Here is a 23,832-nt window from a genome sequence, read left to right as displayed (position 1 = left end):
CAATCTCAGCAATAAGTAATGACATTATTATTATCGTAATTCAAATTAAAGATTGGTTTAATTGCTGTTTGAAATGGATCAATTTACCTCAACTTATAAAGTTCATTGATCCTACCTCCTATATCGATGTGAAATTTTTTGTAAAAATTCCTTTTGAGTAATGGATTTGTAATGAGTAGTTTTCTTCATGTGATAAAATATTAAATTAACTAACTAAACAGCACAAAAACAGGAAGATTATTTATAATAATAACCTAAAAACATATCTCTGTAAAAGTTAGGAAAATCTAATTTATACTTTTTTTTAGAATATAAATGTTAAATTATGAAATGATAATAATTTATTTTAAAACATGATAATATGAATATAATAAAATGCTAACTAAAAAAATAAAAAGAGATTCAAATAATTTAACTTTTAAAAAAGAATAAACACATTCATCACTCTTATATAATCATAGCTATAAAAAAAAGCCTGTTCATTGAGTGAACAGGCTTTTAAGCATAAGATAATTAAGTCACTCTACTTTTTAACTACCTTAATAATCTGAACTTGATTTTCTGAACGCAGTTTAAGCAGATAACTACCGGAAGCCAAAGAATCCATATTAAGCTGGATACTCATATCTTTATATTCATGTATCAATACTTTCTGTCCAAGTAAATTATATACCTCAACCATTTCAATAACATTTTTGTAACGTATATTTAGTATATCTTTAACCGGATTCGGATAGTATACAAGTGCTGTTTTATCAAATCCGTCTATACCCAGGGTGATATCTACTGTTACTGCTGTCGGTAAGCTGGGACAACCATTGCTTCCGATGATGACTGCATAATACGTCTGACCACTTATCAACGGCATCACAGCAGATAATGGATTGTTTCCGGTTTTTGCATCTTGTATGCTTATATACCATTGAATATTTGTTTGATCCATCTCCAGATCAGCAATTGTAACTTCATTAATTTCATTTACTGTAAAACTTTGGTTTGCCGATCCTGTTGGGGGGGCAGGGAGAGGGAGTATCGTTACAGGTACTGCCGCTCTCTCAGAAATACAACCATGCTCCACCCTTGCTACATAATAAGTACCTGTTGTCAATGCTACATTCTGACTCAGTTCTGTAATACTGGTAGCCGTTGTATACCATCGATAGCTGATATTTGTTGTCGTTGGCAGTGATAAATCACCTACTCTTGCATTACCACAGAATGAGAATGCATTTACAACCGGCGCTTGTTTCGAAAGAACTCTAACGCTCACCGAACGTCTTGGAGATTCACATCCGGTTAAAGACTGAGACACATAATAGACACCGCTGGTTAAGGAAGTCGTCAATGGCAAAGGCGTCGTGGAAGTTGCTGAGTCATACCAGTTATATACAGCTCCCGGAACAGCTCCTGTAGCAACCAAATCTGCAACAGTTCCAATGCCACAAATATTCTGTGTAGTTGCTGCCGGTTTGTCTAAGGCAGTTTGCATCATAATCTGAATCTGGGATCTTGCTGACTCACATCCGTTCATTGTCTGAGAAACATAATAGACACCACTCGTTATATTTTGTGTAGAAACAATAGGATTCACAGCAGTAGCTGAAACATACCATTTCAACTGGGCATTTGGCAAGGTAGTGATTTGCAATCCTGAAAAAGAAGTTGCCTGACACAAATGGATTGACTGAGCAGGCAATGCTGCAGGTGTTGGTGTTATAACTGCTGTTACCGGAATGCGGGGTGACTCACAACCGGAACCCGAATGATAAGTAGCTGCATAATAAGTCGCTCCGTTTACTAAACTTACTGTTCCAGTTAATGGTGTTGTAGAAGCAACAGCATCATACCACCGAGCTTCAAATCCCTGATGTATTGTTACTGTTAAATCTGAAACTAATGCGCTGTCACAAAAATGCTGTGTTGCAGGTGCTGTTGGAGTCTGAGCTCCTACAATAGTAATCATAGCTGATATTCTTTCTGATTTACAACCCGATCTTTCTGCATCAACATAATAAGTACCTGTGGTATCAATACTGGTTAAAATATCTGTACCCGTCGCAGAAGCGTACCAACGAATAGTTGCATTTGGCTCTGCAGTAACTACAATATCATCCACAGGTATAGCATCACAGAACAATTGATCCTGTACTACTGGTGGCTTCACATCGACTACTTTTACCGCAATATTCTGAGTAGTATTGCATCCGACTGTAGAGGTAAAGGTTGCTGTATAATTAAAATCCTGCTCTTCATCACCATTGCGTTTAAAATATACTTTTGGAGCATGTGATCCGGAAACATAAGGAAGCGTACCTGATGAATCTGTATACAATCTGGTAGGAGGCGACCAGCTAACTTTTCCTGTGTCTATAAAAAACTTTGTATTCAAACGTTTCTTTGTCAAGGTACCTGTAGATGTATCGGATCCTGATTGCTGATACAAACCAACATCTGTGGTTAAAGTAGAATAATACGTTAACGCATTATTGGAAGAATTGATCCCTTTCTGATAAATCTCTATCAATAAATTAGAAGACCCATCCCACTCATAGGTGGTGGTAAACATAATATCCTGCCAGCCGGAATCAGTATGAGTATGGGTTACAGGACCATATACTGTTGTAAAACCATCTGTTTCAAAACTGGTAGAAGAAATAACATTGTTTGTAACGCTTTTTATTTTAATCGTATAGTCCTGATTAGTGGCATTAGAACCTAAAGTGGTAATATTAAAAGAAAGTCCTTTGATTTTTCCGTGATAAAAACCTAAGGCATTTAATTCCTGTTTAGTATAAATATACTGCTGTTTTGAATAAGTCCATCTATTCATAAAAGCTGTAGTTGCATCATAATCCGTACTAAGAGTGGTACTTGTACCCACAGTAATATCAGTCTTGGATAGTTCCTGATAAGCCAACTCCAATACATCATCTTTACATACTACATAATCGGATTGCAGTGGAGTAAATGTAACCAATGGATTTACCTGTACTTTTACATTCTTTACAGTTCTACAGAAAGATCCCTGATTCTGTTTGGCAATTAATCGATAATTGGTGGTTTCAGCAGGATTAAAAATCCATCCGGTAGCAGCACTGCCGGTTACACCTGTAGAAGGTTCCCAAATATATTCATTATAATCTGATGCGCCGCTTGTAATTGTAACAACAGCAGAAGGAGTACCTTTACAAATTGCAATATCCGTTGCTGAGAGTGTAATGTTTGGTGCAGCAGTTACTGTTGCTATAACTTCTGTCCTCGGTGAAGCACAAATCCCTGTATACTTCAGATCATAGAAATAATAATAGTAAGAAGTAGTTGATCCGCCCCATTCAGAAGAAGTTACAACCATGTTTCCATCAGCTCCTGTATAAGGAAATGTGAGATTAGAAGATTCACGAATTAATGATACACCAGAAGCATTTTTTACAAGCATTTTATATCCTGTACCGGCAGGCACTGTGAAATTAAGAGGAATAATATTTGGACTAGTAGTCCCTCCTGCAAGAATATTCACATTACCTGTTTCATATATTTCTACACCGGCACTATTCTGAATTTTGATATTAAGCGTACCTGCTGTAGTTGAATAAACAGAAACTGAATTAAGAGCAGTATCTTCTATTGCATTAAATATAATCCCCCAATTAGTTATGGTAAGAGCAGTTGCGGAACTAGATGGTGTTGAAATTCCTGTATTATTTATACCTCCCGTTACAGCAGAACTCACCCAATAAGAAGTTGTAGTATTTATTTCAGGTGTTGTAAAGGAATTCCCAGTCGCAATAACACTTCCTCCGGTAGGTACCGTATACCATCTCACATCTCCTCCTGTATAAGTAACCTCTAATGGTACTTGACCTGATCCGCAAACAGTGCCTGGTGTTGTTGTTAATATCTCATAATAATCACACAGTGTAGTTATTTTTTTCGCATCGGTCCACGCACTTGAGGTATTACTGTCACACACTGATTTTATATATATATAATAAGTAGTAGAAGGAATAAGGCTTTGGAGAGTGGTCGTAATAGTCCCTACAGCCAATGTACCACTTTGAACCAAACCGACCGCTTCTCCGGGATTACCAGAAGTACGCAATTCATACTCATATCCGCTTTGTGGTGCAATCACAGGTGTCTGCCAGTTTACAACTGCTGAGTTCTTGGTAATGTTTCCCACAGTCACTCCCAAAGCCATTAGGCAGGTTGGTGATAATTCAACCGATATATCTCCCACATATAAATAACTTTTATTTTGATCTGAATAACTTTGAAAACCAATATAGTAAACACCCGATACAGTAGGAACAAAATCGATTACTTTCTCAACAGTAGCTGCTGCATTTGGGGTAGTTACGGTAAAAAGTTCATTAACCATAGCGGTATTTACAGGAGATTGGCCATAACTTACCCGTAGCTTTTCTACACTCCAGCTGTTTCGATATTTAAATCGCAAACGATAGCTTACCCCTGCTGTCATATTTAATCCTCTGGTATAAAACCAATCATTTGCAACATTAGTAGAATGATAGGGATATCCCATAACTTTACCGCTAAAACCTGTCTGAGATGCATAACTTATCCATGTTTTATCATCATTATTGACATTCTCTACAACCACACAAGCCGGTAGTGTCGGAGTAGTCACTGCATTGATCGGCATTGTATATGGGACATTTGTGGCTGTACATAAAGTTGTAAACGGCACACCATTTGACCAGGCACCCATATCTGTACTGCTGCAAATACCTCTTATATAAACAGAATAGGTAGTATCAGGAGTCAACTGTGTAATAGCAACAGTAGTAATACCTGCTGCGGTAGTTCCTGAATTAACAAGACCTACATTTCCACTTCCAGCTGCACCAGAAGTTCGAATCTCATAAGAGTAACCATTTGAAGGTGCAGTTGCAGGAGCTGTCCAGTTGATCGTAGCAGTGGTTTCAGTAATTGAATTTATTTGTACACCTGATAATTCAAAGCAAGTAGGCGATAGCTCAACCGATATATCCCCTACATAAATTCTATATTTATTGGCATCCGAATAAGCTTGGAATCCTATATAATAAACACCAGTAACAGAGGGTACAAAATCAATGCTTTTTTCTACCGTAGCAGCAGTTGTAGTTGTACTTACAGTAAACAAGTCATTTGTCATTGCTGAATTGACTGCAGCATTACCATAACTTACACGTAATTTTTCTGCAGAATAATCATTGCGATATTTAAATTTCAGACGATAACTGGTTCCTGCGGTTAAATTTAAGCCTCGTGTATAAAACCAATCATTAGCTGCATTGCTTGAATGATAGGAATATCCCATAACTTTACCGGTAAAACCTGTCTGTGATGCATAACTGATCCATGTTTTATCATCATTATTGACATTCTCTACAATCACACATTCTGGTATCGCAGGTGTAGTCACTGCATTGATCGGCATTGTATATGGGACATTTGTGGCCACGCATAAAGTTGTAAACATTAGAGCAGTTGACCAACTACTCGTTTCTGTCGTACTACATACGCTTTTTACATAGAAAGAATAAGTGGTATTGGGTGTCAACTGAGAAGTGTTTACTGTAGTAACTCCTGCCGCAGTTGTTCCTGCGGTTACTAAACCTGTAGCTCCGCTGCCTGCAGCTCCTGAGGTACGGATTTCATAAGCATAGCCGTTTGAAGGTGTTATTAAAGGCGCTGTCCAGCTTATAACAGCATCTGTTTGTGTAATATTACTGATATTGAGACTAAAAACCTCCAAACAGGTTGGCGATAACTCAACGGAGATATCCCCTACATACAGATAATTCATATAAGCATCAGAATATGCCTGAAAACCAATATAATATACCCCTGTTGCAGTTGGGATAAAATCGAGAATCTTCTCAACAGTAGAAGTTTGATTCGGAGTTATTACAGTAAATAGTTCATTAACCATAGCTGTATTGACAGATAAAAGCCCATAGCTTACCCGTAATTTTTCTACATATCCGGAGTTTCTATATTTAAACTTCAGTCTATAGCTCACACCCGCAGTCAGATTTAATCCCCGGGTATAAAACCAGTCATTCGCACTATTGGAAGAATAATAATACCCCATAGCTTTTCCGGAAAAACCTGTAGGTGTTGCATAACTCTTCCAAGTACCAGTATCATTATTTACATTCTGGACAATCACACAAGCTGGTAGTGCCGGAGTAGTCACTGCATTGATCGGCATTGTATATGGGACATTTGTGGCCGCACATAAAGTTGTAAACGGTACACCATTTGACCAGGCGCCCGTATCTGTACTGCTGCAAATACCTCTTACATAAACAGAATAGGTAGTATCAGGAGTCAACTGTGTAATAGTAACAGTAGTAATACCTGCCGCAGTTGTTCCTGCGGTTACTAAACCTGTAGCTCCGCTGCCTGCAGCTCCTGAGGTACGGATTTCATACGCATAGCCGTTTGAAGGTGCTGTCACAGGCGCTGTCCAGCTTATAATAGCATCTGTTTGTGTTATATTACTGGTATTGAGACTAAAAATCTCCAAACAGGTTGGTGATAACTCAACCGAGATATCGCCAACATAAAGATAATTCATATAAGCATCAGAATATGCCTGAAAACCAATATAGAAAATACCAGTCGTTGCAGGAATAAAATCAATTATCTTTTCGACCGTAGAACTTACCGTTTCTGTAGTCACTATAAACAATTCGTTTGTCATTGTTGTACTTACCTGAGAAGTACCATAGCTTACCCGTAGCTTTTCAACATAACCCGAATTTCTATATTTAAATTTCAAGCGATAACTCACACCCGCAGTTAAATTTAATCCCTGAGTATAAAACCAGTCATCCGCAGCATTAGAAGAGTAATAATACCCCATAGCTTTTCCGGAAAAACCTGTAGGAGCTGCATAAGTCTTCCAGATACCCGTATCATTGTTTACATTTTGGACCACTACACAAGCTGGTATTGCCGGAATAGTAACTGCATTGATCGGCATTGTATAAGGCACATTTGTGGCCAAGCATAAAGTAGTAAAAGAAGTTGAAGAAGACCAATTACTTTCATCTGTAGCACTACAAATTGCTTTTACATATACATAATAAGCGGTATTAGGGATTAATTGGGAAATATTTGCGGTGGTAACTCCTGCAACAGTAGTTCCTGTTAATACTAAACCGGCAGTTCCGCTTCCTGCAGCACCTGATGTTCGGAGTTCATATTTGTATCCATTTGCCGGTACAGGTACAGGTGCAGTCCATGAAATGACAGAGGAAGTAGTTGCTATAGAGGTAGCATTAATAACAATAGGAGAAAAACAGGTGATTAATGGTCCGAATTTTAATTTCAGATTGGGTCTGTATGCAGTAATAGTGCCCGTAGTTGTAGGTGCAGAATAATCTCCCCTTATATACATATGCGTGCCAGCAACATCAGAGTAGCGGATACTATTCCCTGAAGCCCCGCCACCGTTTCCGGAACCACCATAATTAGCTTCAACGAGTACCAGTAAATTATTAGCATTTCCTGTATAATTGAAAGCAGTATTCAAAATAAAAGTATTCCACTCTTGTTGTGGAGTTACAGAGCCATCATACACCAGAGTAGCTCCGGAGGTCATAGAAGACCAGTCAGAAGAAACTATAGTGTTCGCAGTCGTTTCTTTGAGATAGATTTTTATGGGACGAGCTCCCTTTCCTCCAACATTGGCATACCAGGCAAGCGTAGAGATATTTCCGGTATTCACAAGTTCTGAAGCTTTATATAAAGACGCTGACCGTTCAAAACCATAATTATTCCCTAAAGGATAAACTTGAACAGAAGTTCCTGTTCCAATGGTAATTTCCTGAGAAAAAAAAGGTATTGTAAAGAGTAAAGCTACTAAAAGCAAGTATTTTTTTTTCATGGTAAAAACGAGTATTTATTAAACTATATTTAAACAATTAACATAGATAACACAACACTTTTTCCTCCATTCCAAAAAATGCAATATTTTTCAACTATATTCACTAAGTTAAACTTTTTTATTGTACAAAAAATAAAAAATGTTAATAAAGCAAAATTTAACATATAGAAAACAAAAAATAAGACAAAAACAACAAATAAAGATAGAACAATGAAATCATTTGTTATTAATTCTTAAATTACAATTCATACCTTTAAATGCAAGGATATTTCTTAAAATAATAAACAATATATTTTTGTTTTTGATGGTCAAATCAGTTATTATTTCTTTATAAAAACTTAATCCCTTACTGATAAATAAAAGGCTTTTATATAAAACTGAAAAAGCCTATTCATAATGAACAGGCTTTAATAATATAAAATAATAATAAATCCATTTTACTTTTTGACTATCTTAATGATCTGATGATAGTTTTCTGAACGAAGCTTTACAAAATAATTACCCGAAGCTAAAGCACTCATATCTATCTCAATACTACTGTTCTTGTTTTGTTGGATTAATACTTTTTGTCCAACTACATTATAAACAACAACCTCTTCAATGATGTTCTTATAGCGAATATTCAAAACATCTATAACTGGATTCGGATAATATACAAGTGCTGTTTTATCAAATCCGTCTATACCCAGAGTGATATCTACTGTTACTGCTGTCGGTAAGCTTGGACAGCCATTGTTTCCGATGATGACTGCATAATACGTCTGACCACTTATCAATGGTATTTCCGCAGACAACGGATTGGCACCTGTTTTAGCATCGGTAACATTGATGTACCATACTACATTACTCTGATCCATTACCAAATCAGCAATCGTTGCTTCTCCCATCTCATTTACAGTAAAATTTTGTGTTAGTACTCCTGTTGGAGCTGATGGTAGGTCCAAGACAGTTACCAAAACTGCTGTACGTTCTGAAATACATCCCTGTTCTACCCTTGCCACATAATAAGTACCTGTTGTCAATGCTACATTCTGACTCAGTTCTGTAATACTGGTAGCCGTTGCATACCATCGATAGCTGAGATTTGTTGCCGTTGGCAATGATAAATCACCGACTCTTGCATTACCACAGAATGAGAATGCATTTACAACAGGAGCTTCTTTTGAAATAACCTTAACCGCTACTGACCTTTTCGGTGATTCACATCCGGTTAAAGACTGAGACACATAATAGACACCGCTGGTTAAGGAAGTCGTCAATGGCAAAGGCGTCGTGGAAGCTGCTGAGTCATACCAGTTATATACAGCTCCCGGAACAGCTCCTGTGGCTGTCAAATCCGATACTGTTCCACCACCACACAAGACTTGTGTACCCGCAAAAGGTTTCTCCAATGCAGTTTGCATCATAATCTGAATCTGGGATCTTGCTGACTCACATCCGTTCATTGTCTGAGAAACATAATAGACACCACTCGTTACATTTTGTGTAGAAGCAATAGGATTCACAGCAGTAGCTGAAACATACCATTTCAACTGGGCATTTGGCAAGGTAGTGATTTGCAATCCTGAAAAAGAAGTTGTCTGACACAAATGGATTGACTGAGCAGGCAATGCTGCAGGTGTTTGTGTTATAACTGCTGTTACCGGAATGCGGGGTGATTCACAACCGGAACCCGGATGATAAGTAGCTGCATAATAAATCGCTCCGTTTACTAAAGCTGTTGTTGGAACCAATGGAGCTGTTGCTGTTGCTGTTGAGTACCATCTGCCCTCAAATCCCTGATGTATTGTTACTGTTAAGTCTGAAACTAATGCGCTGTCACAAAAATGCTGTGTTGCAGGTGCTGTTGGAGTCTGAGCTCCTACAATAGTAATCACAGCTGATATTCTTTCTGATTTACAACCCGATCTTTCTGCATCAACATAATAAGTACCTGTGGTATCAATACTGGTTAAAATATCTGTACTCGTCGCAGAAGCGTACCAACGAATAGTTGTATTTGGCTCTGCAGTAACTACAATATTACCCACAGATATAGCATCACAGAACAATTGATCCTGTACTACTGGTGGCTTCACATCGACTACTTTTACCGCAATATTCTGAGTAGTATTGCATCCGACTGTAGAAGTAAAGGTTGCTGTATAATTAAAATCCTGCTCTTCATCACCATTGCGTTTAAAATATACTTTTGGAGCATGCGATCCGGAAACATAAGGAAGCGTACCTGATGAATCTGTATACAATCTGGTAGGAGGCGACCAGCTAACTTTTCCTGTGTCTATAAAAAACTTTGTATTCAAACGTTTCTTTGTCAAGGTACCTGTAGATGTATCAGATTCTGATTGCTGATACAAACCAACATCTGTGGTTAAAGTAGAATAATATGTTCTCGCATTATTGTAAGAATCGATCCCTTTCTGATAAATCTCTATCAATAAATTAGAAGATCCATCCCACTCATAAGTAGTGGTAAACATAATATCCTGCCAGCCGGAACTGGTATGAGTATGGGTTACAGGACCATAAACTGTTGTAAAACCACCTGTTTCAAAACTGGTAGAAGAAATAACATTGTTTGTAACGCTTTTTATTTTAATCGTATAGTCCTGATTAGTGGCATCAGAACCTAAAGTAGTAATATTAAAAGAAAGTCCTTTGATTTTTCCCTGGTAGAAACCTAAAGCATTTAATTCCTGTTTGGTATAAATATACTGCTGTTTTGAATAGTCATACCTATTCATAAAAGCTGTAGTTGCATCATAATCCGTACTAAGAGTGGTACTTGTACCCACAGTAATATCAGTCTTGGATAGTTCCTGATAAGCCAACTCCAATACATCATCTTTACATACTACATAATCGGATTGTAGTGGAGTAAATGTAACCAATGGATTTACCTGTACTTTTACATTCTTTACAGTTCTACAGAAAGATCCCTGATTCTGTTTGGCAATTAATCGATAATTGGTGGTTTCAGCAGGATTAAAAATCCATCCGGTAGCAGCACTGCCGATTACACCTGTAGAAGGCTCCCAAATATATTCATTATAATCTGATGCGCCGCTTGTAATTGTAACAACAGCAGAAGGAGTACCTTTACAAATTGCAATATCCGTTGCTGAAAGTGTAATGTCTGGTGCAGCAGTTACTGTTGCTATAACTTCTGTTCTCGGTGAAAAACAAGGAGGATTAAAAATAATATTCGCTCTATTCACATATGCCTCAGTATCCCCACTTGAATCAACACTACCCGTCATAGTTGCTAAAATTTCTGCGGCTGTTTTATCATCAGCATATGTTACTGTAAGAGAATTAAAAGGTGTTACATGATAGCGGATTTCTGCAGCCTCTGTACTTACTCCCGTATTATTATTACTCCAACAAAACTGAACTACCAGATTACTAACACCATCCCATTGAAAAGGTGTGGAAAATATATATGCATTGGTACCTACAGCAACCGATTGAGTCGCATCGGCATAAACCTGAGATAAACCGGAAACATGAGTAGTAGTTGCAGCTGTCTGGGTTGTATGCCCCAAATGAATGGTAAAATCATTTCTATTAGCCCCTGCAGTAACCACATCTAAAGCGAGTGAATTGATTGGACCTGCGGTTAAACCTGCTGCAATGAGTTCGTCAGCTTTATAAATGTATTGATATTTATAACCTCTCCAGTTGTAGGCAAACGGAGAATATCCTATACTATTCGAAGCAGTTGTACCTGTTCCAAAATAGATATTGTCATTTATTGTACTTACAGAAGCCGAAGCAACATAATAACTGGTAGTTTCATTTATTTCCGGAGTTTGAAAAGATGTTCCGGTTGATAAAACAGCTAAACTCGTAGGGCTTTCGTACCATTTTACAACACCTCCCTCTGAAGTAGCTGATAATGAAACTTCTCCTGATCCGCAAACAGTGCCTGGTGTTGTTGTTAGTATCTCATAATAATCACACAGTGTAGTTATTTTTTTCGCATCGGTCCACGCACTTGAGGTATTACTGTCACACACTGATTTTATATATATATAATAAGTAGTAGAAGGAATAAGGCTTTGTAGAGTGGTCGTAATAGTCCCTACAGCCAATGTACCACTTTGAACCAAACCGACCGCTTCTCCGGGATTACCAGAAGTACGCAATTCATACTCATATCCGCTTTGTGGCGCAATCACAGGTGCCTGCCAGTTTACAACTGCTGAGTTCTTGGTAATGTTTGCCACAGTCACTCCCAAAGGCATTAGGCAGTTTGGTGATAGTTCAACCGAGATATCTCCTACATAAAGATATAATTTGTTTGCATCTGAATAACTTTGAAAACCGATATAATAAACTCCGGTGGAAGCAGGAATGAAGTCGATTATCTTTTCAACTGTCGTAGGTGTAGCTATCGTAGCTACCGTAAAAAGTTCATTAACCATAGCGGTATTTACAGGAGAGGCCCCATAGCTGACTCTCAATTTCTCGGTATAATAACCATCATTCCGATATTTAAATTTCAATCGGTAACTTACACCCGCAGTCAAATTTAATCCCTGGGTATAAAACCAGTCATTGGCATCATTGCTTGAATGATAGGGATATCCCATAACTTTACCGGTAAAACCAGTGGGTGTATCATAAGTGATCCAGGTATTATCATCATTGTTCACATTCTGAACAATAACACAAGCCGGTAGTGCCGGAATAGTCACCGCATTGATCGGCATTGTATATGGGACATTTGTGGCCGCACATAAAGTTGTAAACGGTACACCATTTGACCAAACACCCGTATCTGTACTGCTGCAAACACCTCTTATATAAACAGAATAGGTAGTATCAGGAGTCAACTGTGTAATATTGGCAACAGTAACTCCTGCCCCAGTTGTTCCTGCCGTTACTAAACCTGCTGACCCACTGCCTGCAGCTCCTGTAGTGCGGATTTCATACGCATAGCCGTTTGAAGGAGCAATTACAGGTGCTGTCCAGCTTATATCAACACTTGTTTGCGTAATATTACTGGTACTTATTCCCAATATTTCAAAACATGTTGGTGATAGTTCAACCGAGATATCTCCTACATAAAAATATAATTTGTTTGCATCTGAATAACTTTGAAAACCGATATAATAAACTCCGGTGGAAGTAGGTATAAAGTCGATTATCTTTTCAACTGTCGTAGGTGTAGCTATCGTAGCTACCGTAAAAAGTTCATTAACCATAGCAGTATTTACAGGAGAGACCCCATAGCTGACTCTCAATTTCTCGGTATAATAACCATCATTTCGATATTTAAATTTCAAGCGGTAACTTACACCCGCAGTCAAATTTAATCCCTGGGTATAAAACCAGTCATTGGCAGCATTGTTTGAATGATAGGGATATCCCATAACTTTACCGGTAAAACCAGTGGGTGTATCATAAGTGATCCAAGTTTTATCATCATTGTTCACATTCTGAACAATAATACAAGCCGGTAGTGCCGGAATGGTCACCGTATTGATTGGCATTGTATATGGGACATTAGTAGCCGCACATAAAGTTGTAAACGGTACACCATTTGACCAGACACCCGTCTCTGTACTGCTGCAAACACCTCTTACATAAACAAAATAGGTAGTATCAGGAGTCAACTGTGTAATATTGGCAACAGTAACTCCTGCCGCAGTTGTTCCTGCCGTTACTAAACCTGTAGCTCCACTGCCTGCAGCTCCTGAGGTACGGATTTCATACGCATAACCGTTTGAAGGTGCTGTTACAGGCGCTGTCCAGCTTATAGCAGCATCTGTTTGACTAATATTGTTGGTACTGAGACTAAAAATCTCCAAACAGTTTGGTGATAGTTCAACCGATATATCTCCTACATAAAGAGATAAATTATTTGCATCTGAATAACTCTGAAAACCAATATAGTAAACACCTGTAATTGCAGGAATAAAGTCAATTATCTTTTCTACTGTCATAGGTGTAGCTATCGTAGCTACTGTAAAAAGTTCTTGAGTCATAGCAGTATTAACAGTTGAGGATCCATAACTCACACGTAGTTTTTCTGCATAATTACCACTATTTCTGTATTTAAATTTCAAGCGGTAACTTACACCCGCAGTCAGATTTAATCCCTGCGTGTAAAACCAATCATTGGCAGCATTGCTTGAATGATAAGAATATTCCATAGCTTTACCGGTAAAACCAGTAGGTGTATCATTACTGATCCAGGTTTTATTATCATTATTCACATCCTGAACCACTACACAAGCCGGTATTGCCGGGATAGTAACTGCATTGATCGGCATTGTATAAGGCACATTTGTTGCCAAACATAAGGTAGTAAAAGAAGTTGCAGAAGACCAGTTACTTTCATTTGTAGCACTACAAATTGCTTTTACATATACATAATAAGTGGTATTAGAGGTTAATTGAGTAATGTTTGCGGTGGTAACTCCTGCAATAGTAGTTCCTGTTAATATTAAACCGATAGTTCCGCTTCCTGCAGCACCTGATGTTCGGACTTCATATTTGTATCCATTTGCAGGTACAGGTACAGGTGCAGTCCAAGAAATAGTTGCTGCGTTAGTCATTATTCCCGTAACAGTAAGAGCAGCGGTTGGAAAACAAGTCGTTGCAGCTCCGAATACTATTTTTATATTAGGTCTGTTTCCGTTCACTGTACCTGACTCTGTAGGCGGATCATCGTCTTCCTCTATATACATATGCGTGTCAGGAACATCAGAGTAGCGGATACTATTACCTGAAGACCCACCGCCGTTTCCGGAACTTCCATAATTAGCTTCAACGAGTACCAGTAAATTATTAGCATTTCCTGTATAATTGAAAGCGGTATTTAAAATAAAGGTATTCCATTCTTGTTGTGGGGTTACAGAGCCATCATACACCAGAGTAGCTCCGGAGGTCATAGAAGACCAGTCAGAAGAAACTATAGTGTTTGCAGTCGTTTCTTTGAGATAGATTTTTATGGGACGAGCTCCCTTTCCTCCAACATTGGCATACCAGGCAAGAGTAGAGATATTTCCGGTATTCACAAGTTCTGAAGCTTTATATAAAGACGCTGACCGTTCAAAACCAAAATAGTTACCTAAGGGGTAAATTTGAACAGAAGTACCGGTTCCAATGGTAATCTCCTGAGAAAAAAAAGGTAATGTAAACAGAAAAGCTACTAAAAGTAGATATATTTTTTTCATGGTAAAATAGAGTATTTATTAAACTATATTGAATAGACTAACATAGATAATACAACACTTTTTCCTCCATTCCAAAAAATGTGATATTGCCAAGTAACAGGCACTAAATTAAACTTTTTTTCACAGAAAATTAATTCTTATGTTAAGAAAAACAAAATTTAACATAGAAAAAAAAAGGGAGAATAGTAAACTATTCCCCCTTTTTAGATGTATAATTATAAATTAAGCTTGTCCTGTAGGTCCAAAGCTTATATTTGGAATATCATCAGAGACATTTCCGTTCTGAGATTCGAACTTGCTGATATTTTCCTGTAATGCTTTTAAAAGCCTTTTGGCATGTTGAGGCGTCATGATCACTCTTGACTTTACTTTTGCTTTAGGCATACCGGGCATTACACTGACAAAATCCAATACAAATTCTGAATTTGAATGGTTGATAATTGCCAGATTAGAATAAACTCCCTGAGCAGTCTGCTCATCCAGTTCAATATTCAACTGCGTTTTGTTCTCCTCATTCATATCATTAGAAATTTAAATCCGTTGCTTTTGCTTCTTCTTTCGTTCCTACAATGATATTATCATATTCTCTCATACCAGTACCGGCAGGAATTCTATGACCTACAATTACGTTCTCTTTCAATCCTGATAAAAGATCTACTTTACCTGCAACTGCTGCCTCATTCAACACTTTCGTAGTTTCCTGGAACGATGCTGCTGAGATAAATGACTTCGTTTGTAAGGAAGCTCTTGTAATACCTTGTAAGATAGGAGTTGCTGTCGCAGGAATGACGTCTCTTGCTTCAACCAGATTTTTATCTTCACGTTTTAGTATAGAGTTTTCATCTCTCAACTCTCTTGTAGAAATAATCTGTCCTTCTTTTAAAGTTGTAGAATCACCTGCAACTTCAACTATCTTCATTCCGAATAAGCGATCATTCTCTCTGATAAAATCAGCTGTATGTACCAATTGATCTTCTAAGAATAACGTATCTCCCGGATCCTGAATCTGTACTTTACGCATCATCTGACGGATTACTACCTCAAAGTGCTTATCATTGATCTTTACACCCTGTAAACGATATACTTCCTGAATTTCATTTACTAAATATTGCTGAACAGCTGATGGTCCCTGGATATGTAAAATATCGTCAGGAGTAATAGCTCCATCAGAAAGCGGTAAACCTGCTTTGATATAATCGTTTTCCTGAACTAAGATCTGATTTGATAATTTTACTAAATATTTACGAATATCTCCCAATTTAGACTCTACGATAATTTCACGGTTACCTCTTTTGATTTTTCCAAAAGAAACCACTCCGTCAATTTCAGAAACTACTGCAGGATTCGATGGATTACGAGCTTCCAGTAATTCAGTAATACGAGGTAAACCTCCGGTAATATCTCCCGCTTTAGAAGATTTACGCGGTATTTTCACCAATGTCTTACCTGCTTTAATTTTCTCTCCGTCATTTACCATTAAGTGAGAACCTACTGGTAAGTTGTAAGAACGAATCAAAGCACCATCTTTATCATAAATTAATAAAGTTGGAACCAGCTTTTTATTTCTGGCTTCAGTAATTACTTTTTCCTGGAATCCTGTTTGTTCATCGATTTCAACCATAAACGTTTGTCCCTGATCGATATCTTCATAAGAAACTTTACCTGTAAATTCAGAAACAATTACCCCGTTATATGGATCCCATTTACAGATGATTGTTCCTTCTTCTACTACATCTCCATCTTTAACAAAGATAGTTGCTCCGTAAGGAATATTGTGTGTATTTAATACGATACCTGTATTTACATCTACCAATTTTAATTCAGTAGAACGCGAGATAACGATATCAACTACTTTACCATCATTATCTTCTCCTTTTACCGTTTTTAAATCTTCGATTTCTAAGCGCCCTTTGAATTTGGTAGTAATGGTAGAAACCTCAGAAATGTTACCTGCTGTACCTCCCACGTGGAATGTACGTAATGTTAACTGTGTTCCAGGTTCACCAATAGATTGTGCTGCCACAACTCCTACTGCCTCACCTCTTTGAGCCATCTTACCATTTGCAAGATTACGTCCGTAACATTTTGAACAAATTCCGCTTTCTGCTTCACATGTCAAAGCTGAACGTACCTCAATACGCTCTAACGGAGATGCGTTAATTGCTTTGGCATGCGTCTCTAAAATTTCAACTCCTGCCTCAACAATCACTTCATTCGTTAACGGGTTGATAACATCATCAACAGCTACACGTCCTAAAACGCGTTCTCCTAATGATTCAATAATCTCCTCGTTTTTCTTTAATGCTTCAAATTCAATACCTCTTAATGTACCACAATCTTCAGAATTAATGATTACATCCTGAGCAACATCATGTAAACGACGTGTCAGATATCCGGCATCTGCCGTTTTCAATGCCGTATCGGCAAGACCTTTACGCGCACCGTGAGTTGAGATGAAGTATTCTAAGATGGATAAACCTTCTTTAAAGTTTGACAAGATTGGGTTTTCAATAATATCTCCACCACTTGCTGTTGACTTTTTAGGTTTTGCCATCAAACCACGCATTCCTGTTAACTGACGGATTTGCTCCTTAGAACCACGGGCTCCGGAATCAAGCATCATATATACAGAATTGAATCCTTGTTGATCTTCGCGAATGTTTTTCATCGCCAATTCAGTCAACAACGCATTGGTTGAAGTCCATACATCAATAACCTGATTGTAACGCTCGTTATTGGTAATAAGTCCCATGTTATAGTTCATGGTAATTCCATCTACCTGTCCGTTAGCATCATCAATCAAAGATTGTTTTTGATCCGGAATTTTAATATCTCCTAATGAGAATGATAATCCTCCGCGGAATGCATATCCATACCCCATATCTTTCATGTCATCCAGGAAAGCTGCAGTTGTAGGAACATCTGTAACCGCTAAAATTTTACCAATAATATCTCTTAAAGATTTTTTAGTCAATACCTCATTGATATATCCTGCTGCTTCAGGTACTACTTCGTTGAAAAGTACACGTCCGGCAGTAGTCTCAATGATTTGATAAACCAATTCACCTTCTTTATTAAAATCTTTTGCACGTACTTTCACGATAGCGTTCAGATTCAAACGACCTTCGTTAATCGCTATATTTACTTCTTCAGCAGAATAGAACGTTAATCCCTCTCCTTTGATTGGTAATTCAGGGGTTGACTTACGACCTTTGGTCATGTAGTACAATCCAAGAACCATATCCTGAGATGGTACAGTAATAGGCGCACCATTTGCAGGGTTCAATATATTGTGAGAAGCCAACATTAACAATTGAGCCTCTAAAATGGCTTCCGGTCCTAATGGTAAGTGAACCGCCATCTGATCCCCGTCAAAATCGGCATTAAATGCCGTACACACTAACGGGTGAAGACGAATCGCTTTTCCTTCGATCAGTTTTGGCTGGAATGCCTGAATACCTAAACGGTGCAAAGTAGGAGCACGGTTTAACAATACAGGATGTCCTTTGATCACATTTTCTAAAATATCCCAAACAACAGGTTCCTTTTTGTCAATGATTTTCTTAGCTGATTTAACCGTTTTTACAATTCCTCTTTCAATCAATTTACGGATCACGAAAGGTTTGTAAAGTTCAGCTGCCATATCTTTAGGAAGTCCACACTCATACAATCTTAATTCCGGTCCTACAACAATTACCGAACGTGCAGAATAATCAACACGCTTACCCAATAAGTTTTGACGGAAACGACCTTGTTTTCCTTTCAACGAATCAGATAATGATTTTAACGGACGTTGAGACTCTGTTTTAACAGCAGTTGCTTTACGCGTATTGTCAAACAAAGAGTCAACTGCTTCCTGTAACATACGTTTCTCATTACGAAGAATCACTTCAGGAGCTTTGATTTCCATCAAACGTTTCAAACGGTTGTTACGGATGATTACACGACGGTATAAGTCATTTAAATCTGAAGTAGCAAAACGACCTCCGTCAAGTGGCACCAACGGACGTAATTCTGGTGGAATAACCGGAATTACTTTCAGAATCATCCACTCAGGATTATTCTCTCTGTTGCTGTTTGATTCACGGAATGCTTCTACTACCTGTAAACGTTTTAACGCTTCTGTTTTACGTTGTTTAGACGTTTCATTATTAGCTGCGTGGCGTAATTGATACGACAAAGCATCTAAATCTGTACGTTCTAATAAGTCCATAATACATTCAGCACCCATTTTGGCGATGAATTTATTAGGATCATTATCGTCTAAATATTGATTTTCCATCGGAAGTGTATCTAAAATATTCAAATACTCTTCTTCAGTAAGAAAATCTAATCGGTTGATTGCATCCCCTTCCGGTGTTTTTGCAATTCCGGGCTGAATAACTACATAACGCTCATAGTAGATAATCATGTCTAATTTCTTAGACGGTAATCCTAAGATATAACCTATTTTGTTTGGTAAAGAACGGAAATACCAGATGTGAGCAATCGGCACTACCAGATTGATATGCCCAACACGATCACGACGTACTTTCTTCTCTGTTACTTCAACACCACAACGGTCACAAACGATTCCTTTATAACGGATTCTTTTGTATTTACCACACGCACATTCGTAATCTTTTACAGGTCCGAAGATACGCTCACAAAACAAACCATCGCGTTCTGGCTTGTGTGTACGATAGTTAATCGTTTCCGGCTTTAATACCTCTCCTCTTGATTCTGCTAAAATAGATTCAGGAGATGCTAACCCTATCGAGATTTTATTAAATCTCTTAACAGTGTTATTTTTATCTTTATTTTTATTCATCATGGTCAATAAATATTTGTCTAAAGCAAAGGCCTAAAAGCAGGAATTACTTCCGGCTTTTAAGCTTTAAACTAAAATTATTCTTCTAATCTGATATCTAAACCAAGACCTTTTAATTCATGCATTAATACATTGAATGACTCAGGTAATCCCGGTTCCGGCATAGCTTCACCCTTAACAATTGCTTCATAGGTTTTAGCTCTACCAATAACATCATCAGATTTTACAGTCAATATCTCACGTAATGTACTCGATGCACCATAAGCTTCAAGAGCCCATACCTCCATCTCTCCAAAACGCTGACCTCCGAATTGTGCTTTACCTCCTAATGGTTGTTGCGTAATTAGAGAGTATGGTCCGATCGAACGCGCGTGCATCTTATCATCAACCATATGTCCTAATTTCAACATATAAATAACACCCACTGTAGCTTTTTGGTCAAAACGCTCTCCGGTACCTCCGTCATATAAATATGTGTGTCCGAATCTTGGTACTCCTGCTTCATCAGTCAGTTCATTGATCTGATCTAAAGAAGCTCCGTCAAAAATAGGTGTCGCATATTTACGTCCTAATTTTTTACCGGCCCAACCTAAAACCGTTTCATAAATCTGACCGATATTCATACGGGATGGTACCCCAAGTGGATTCAATACAATATCAACCGGCGTACCGTCTTCTAAGAACGGCATATCTTCATCACGTACAATTTTGGCAACAATACCTTTATTTCCGTGACGTCCTGCCATCTTATCCCCAACGCGCAGCTTACGTTTTTTAGCAATATATACTTTTGCCAATTTTAAGATTCCTGATGGAAGTTCATCTCCTACAGTAATCATAAATTTCTCACGACGTAATACTCCCTGTAAATCGTTTAATTTGATTTTGTAATTGTGAATCAAATCAGCGATTAATCCGTTGGTATGATCATCAGTTGTCCATTGTCCTTTTGTTAAATGAGCGAAATCTTCAATAGCATACAACATTTTCTGAGTGAATTTTTTACCTTTTGGTAAAATTTCTTCTCCTAAATCGTTCATTACGCCCTGAGATGTTTTCCCATTTACGATAAAGAATAATTTCTCTACTAAACGCTCTCTTAAGTCATTGAATTTAACTTCGAATTTAGTGTCTAATACAGCAATATCTTCTTTGTCTTTTGAACGTTTGCGTTTGTCCTTAACGGCTCTTGCAAATAGTTTTTTATCTAAAACAACTCCTCTTAATGAAGGAGATGCTTTTAATGATGCATCTTTTACATCTCCGGCTTTATCACCAAAGATAGCACGAAGTAATTTTTCTTCAGGAGTAGGATCTGATTCTCCTTTTGGAGTAATTTTTCCAATAAGGATGTCACCAGGTTTTACTTCAGCTCCGATTCTGATCATTCCGTTCTCATCAAGGTCTTTTGTAGCCTCTTCTGATACGTTAGGAATATCATTGGTTAATTCTTCATTACCCAATTTGGTATCTCTAACTTCCAAGGTATAATCATCTACGTGAATAGAGGTAAAAATATCATCTCTTACTACTCTTTCAGAAATTACGATAGCATCCTCAAAGTTATATCCTTTCCAAGGCATGAAAGCTACTTGTAGGTTTCTTCCTAATGCCAATTCTCCGTTTTGTGTTGCATAACCTTCACAAAGTACTTGTCCTTTAGTAACTCTGTCTCCTTTTCTTACAATTGGTTTCAGATTAATAGAGGTACTCTGGTTGGTTTTTCTGAACTTAATTAAACTATATGTTTTCTCGTCAGATTCAAAACTGATTAAACGTTCTTCTTCTGTACGATCGTACTTAATAGTTATTTTTTGAGCGTCTACATATTCAACGGTTCCTTCTCCTTCAGCATTGATCAGTACTCTTGAGTCAGTTGCCACCTGGCGTTCTAACCCAGTTCCTACGATCGGTGCTTCCGGACGTAATAATGGTACCGCCTGACGCATCATGTTTGATCCCATCAAGGCACGGTTCGCATCATCATGCTCCAGGAAAGGAATCAAAGAAGCAGAAATAGAAGCAATCTGATTTGGTGCAACGTCAGCATAGTCCAATTCATTTGGTTCTACAACCGGGAAATCCGCATCTTGTTTTGCAATTACTTTTTCTTCTAAAATGGCTCCTTTATCATTGATCTGAATATTTGCCTGAGCAATCAATTTACCTTCTTCTTCTTCAGCAGATAAGTAAACCGGCTCTTCAGTCAAATTCAATTTTCCGTTTTCTACTTTACGATATGGTGTTTCAATGAATCCCATACTGTTTACTTTAGCATAAACAGATAAAGAGGAAATCAATCCGATATTTGGTCCCTCAGGAGTTTCAATCGGACAAAGACGACCATAATGCGTATAGTGAACGTCACGCACCTCAAAACCTGCTCTTTCACGCGAAAGACCACCTGGTCCTAAAGCCGATAAACGACGCTTATGCGTAATCTCTGCCAATGGATTGGTTTGATCCATAAACTGAGATAACTGATTCGTACCAAAGAATGAATTAATTACAGAAGACAATGTTTTTGCATTGATCAGATCGATCGGTGTAAATACTTCATTATCTCTGACATTCATTCGCTCACGGATAGTACGTGCCATACGGGCAAGACCTACACCGAACTGAGCTGATAACTGTTCTCCTACAGTTCTAACACGACGGTTAGATAAGTGATCGATATCATCAATCTCAGCTTTTGAGTTGATCAATTCAATCAGATATTTAACAATAGTGATAATATCTTCTTTTGTTAAAACCTGTTTGTCAATAGGAGTATCTAAGTTTAATTTTTTATTCATTCTGTAACGACCTACCTCACCTAAGTTGTAACGTTGGTCTGAGAAGAATAACTTATCTATAATTCCACGCGCAGTTTCTTCATCTGGCGGTTCGGCATTACGTAATTGACGGTAAATGTGCTCTACAGCTTCTTTTTCAGAGTTTGTAGGGTCTTTCTGTAATGTATTGTGGATGATAGTATAATCTGCCTGATTATTATCTTCTTTATGTAAAAGAATAGATTTTACATTAGCATCAATGATTTCTTCGATATTATCTTTATCCAATACTGTGTCGCGGTCTAAGATAATTTCATTTCTCTCTATCGATACTACTTCTCCGGTATCTTCATCTACGAAGTCTTCATGCCATGTATTCAATACACGTGCAGCAAGTCTTCTTCCAGTATATTTTTTAAGACCGGTTTTAGAAACTTTAACTTCTTCTGCAAGATCAAATATTTCTAAAATGTCTTTATCCCGCTCAAAACCGATGGCTCTGAATAAAGTAGTTACAGGTAACTTCTTTTTACGGTCAATGTAAGCATACATCACACTATTGATATCAGTAGCAAACTCAATCCATGATCCTTTGAAAGGAATAACACGGGCAGAATAAAGCTTAGTACCATTTGCGTGGAAAGATTGGCCGAAGAATACACCAGGTGAACGATGCAATTGTGACACAACAACTCGCTCCGCTCCATTGATTACAAAAGTTCCACTAGGTGTCATATAAGGTATAGTACCTAGGTATACATCCTGAACGATAGTTTCGAAGTCTTCGTGTTCCGGGTCAGTACAGTAGAGTTTTAAACGCGCTTTTAACGGCACGCTGTAAGTTAAACCTCTATCAATACATTCTTCAATAGAATAACGAGGTGGGTCTACGAAATAATCAAGGAATTCTAACACAAACTGATTTCTGGTATCAGTAATTGGGAAGTTTTCCATAAAGGTTTTATATAAACCTTCATTACCTCTTTCGTCAGATTTAGTTTCTAATTGAAAGAAATCTTTAAACGATTTAACCTGAATATCCAAAAAGTCTGGAAAAGACGGGATATTTTTGGTCGAGGCAAAATTTAATCTTTCAGTCTGATTTGTAATCATCAATGGACAAAATTTTGATTAAAAAAAATTAATAAAAAACGT

At 37.7% G+C, this 23,832-nt stretch carries 5 protein-coding genes; all 5 read right to left on the bottom strand.

What is annotated here, in order from left to right:
• Positions 1-523: 523 nt before the first annotated feature.
• Complete coding sequence (locus QW060_RS01360; protein ID WP_290361920.1) at positions 524-7,903, bottom strand: Ig-like domain-containing protein; 7,380 nt, start codon at positions 7,901-7,903, stop codon at positions 524-526.
• Positions 7,904-8,340: 437 nt separating this feature from the next.
• Complete coding sequence (locus tag QW060_RS01355) at positions 8,341-15,090, bottom strand: Ig-like domain-containing protein (protein WP_290361919.1); 6,750 nt, start codon at positions 15,088-15,090, stop codon at positions 8,341-8,343.
• 222 nt (positions 15,091-15,312) lie between these two features.
• On the bottom strand, positions 15,313-15,609 hold the full coding sequence (locus QW060_RS01350) for a DUF3467 domain-containing protein (protein ID WP_290361918.1): 297 nt from the start codon (positions 15,607-15,609) through the stop codon (positions 15,313-15,315).
• A gap of 4 nt (positions 15,610-15,613) precedes the next feature.
• Positions 15,614-19,900, bottom strand: a complete 4,287-nt coding sequence (gene rpoC, locus QW060_RS01345; RefSeq protein WP_290364665.1) for a DNA-directed RNA polymerase subunit beta' — start codon at positions 19,898-19,900, stop codon at positions 15,614-15,616.
• A 77-nt stretch (positions 19,901-19,977) separates the two neighbouring features.
• On the bottom strand, positions 19,978-23,790 hold the full coding sequence (gene rpoB / locus QW060_RS01340; RefSeq protein WP_290364664.1) for a DNA-directed RNA polymerase subunit beta: 3,813 nt from the start codon (positions 23,788-23,790) through the stop codon (positions 19,978-19,980).
• Between the last annotated feature and the right edge of the window lie 42 nt (positions 23,791-23,832).

The sequence above is a fragment of the Paenimyroides ceti genome, assembly GCF_030409925.1.
This window is presented reverse-complemented; position numbering and strand designations above follow the sequence as displayed.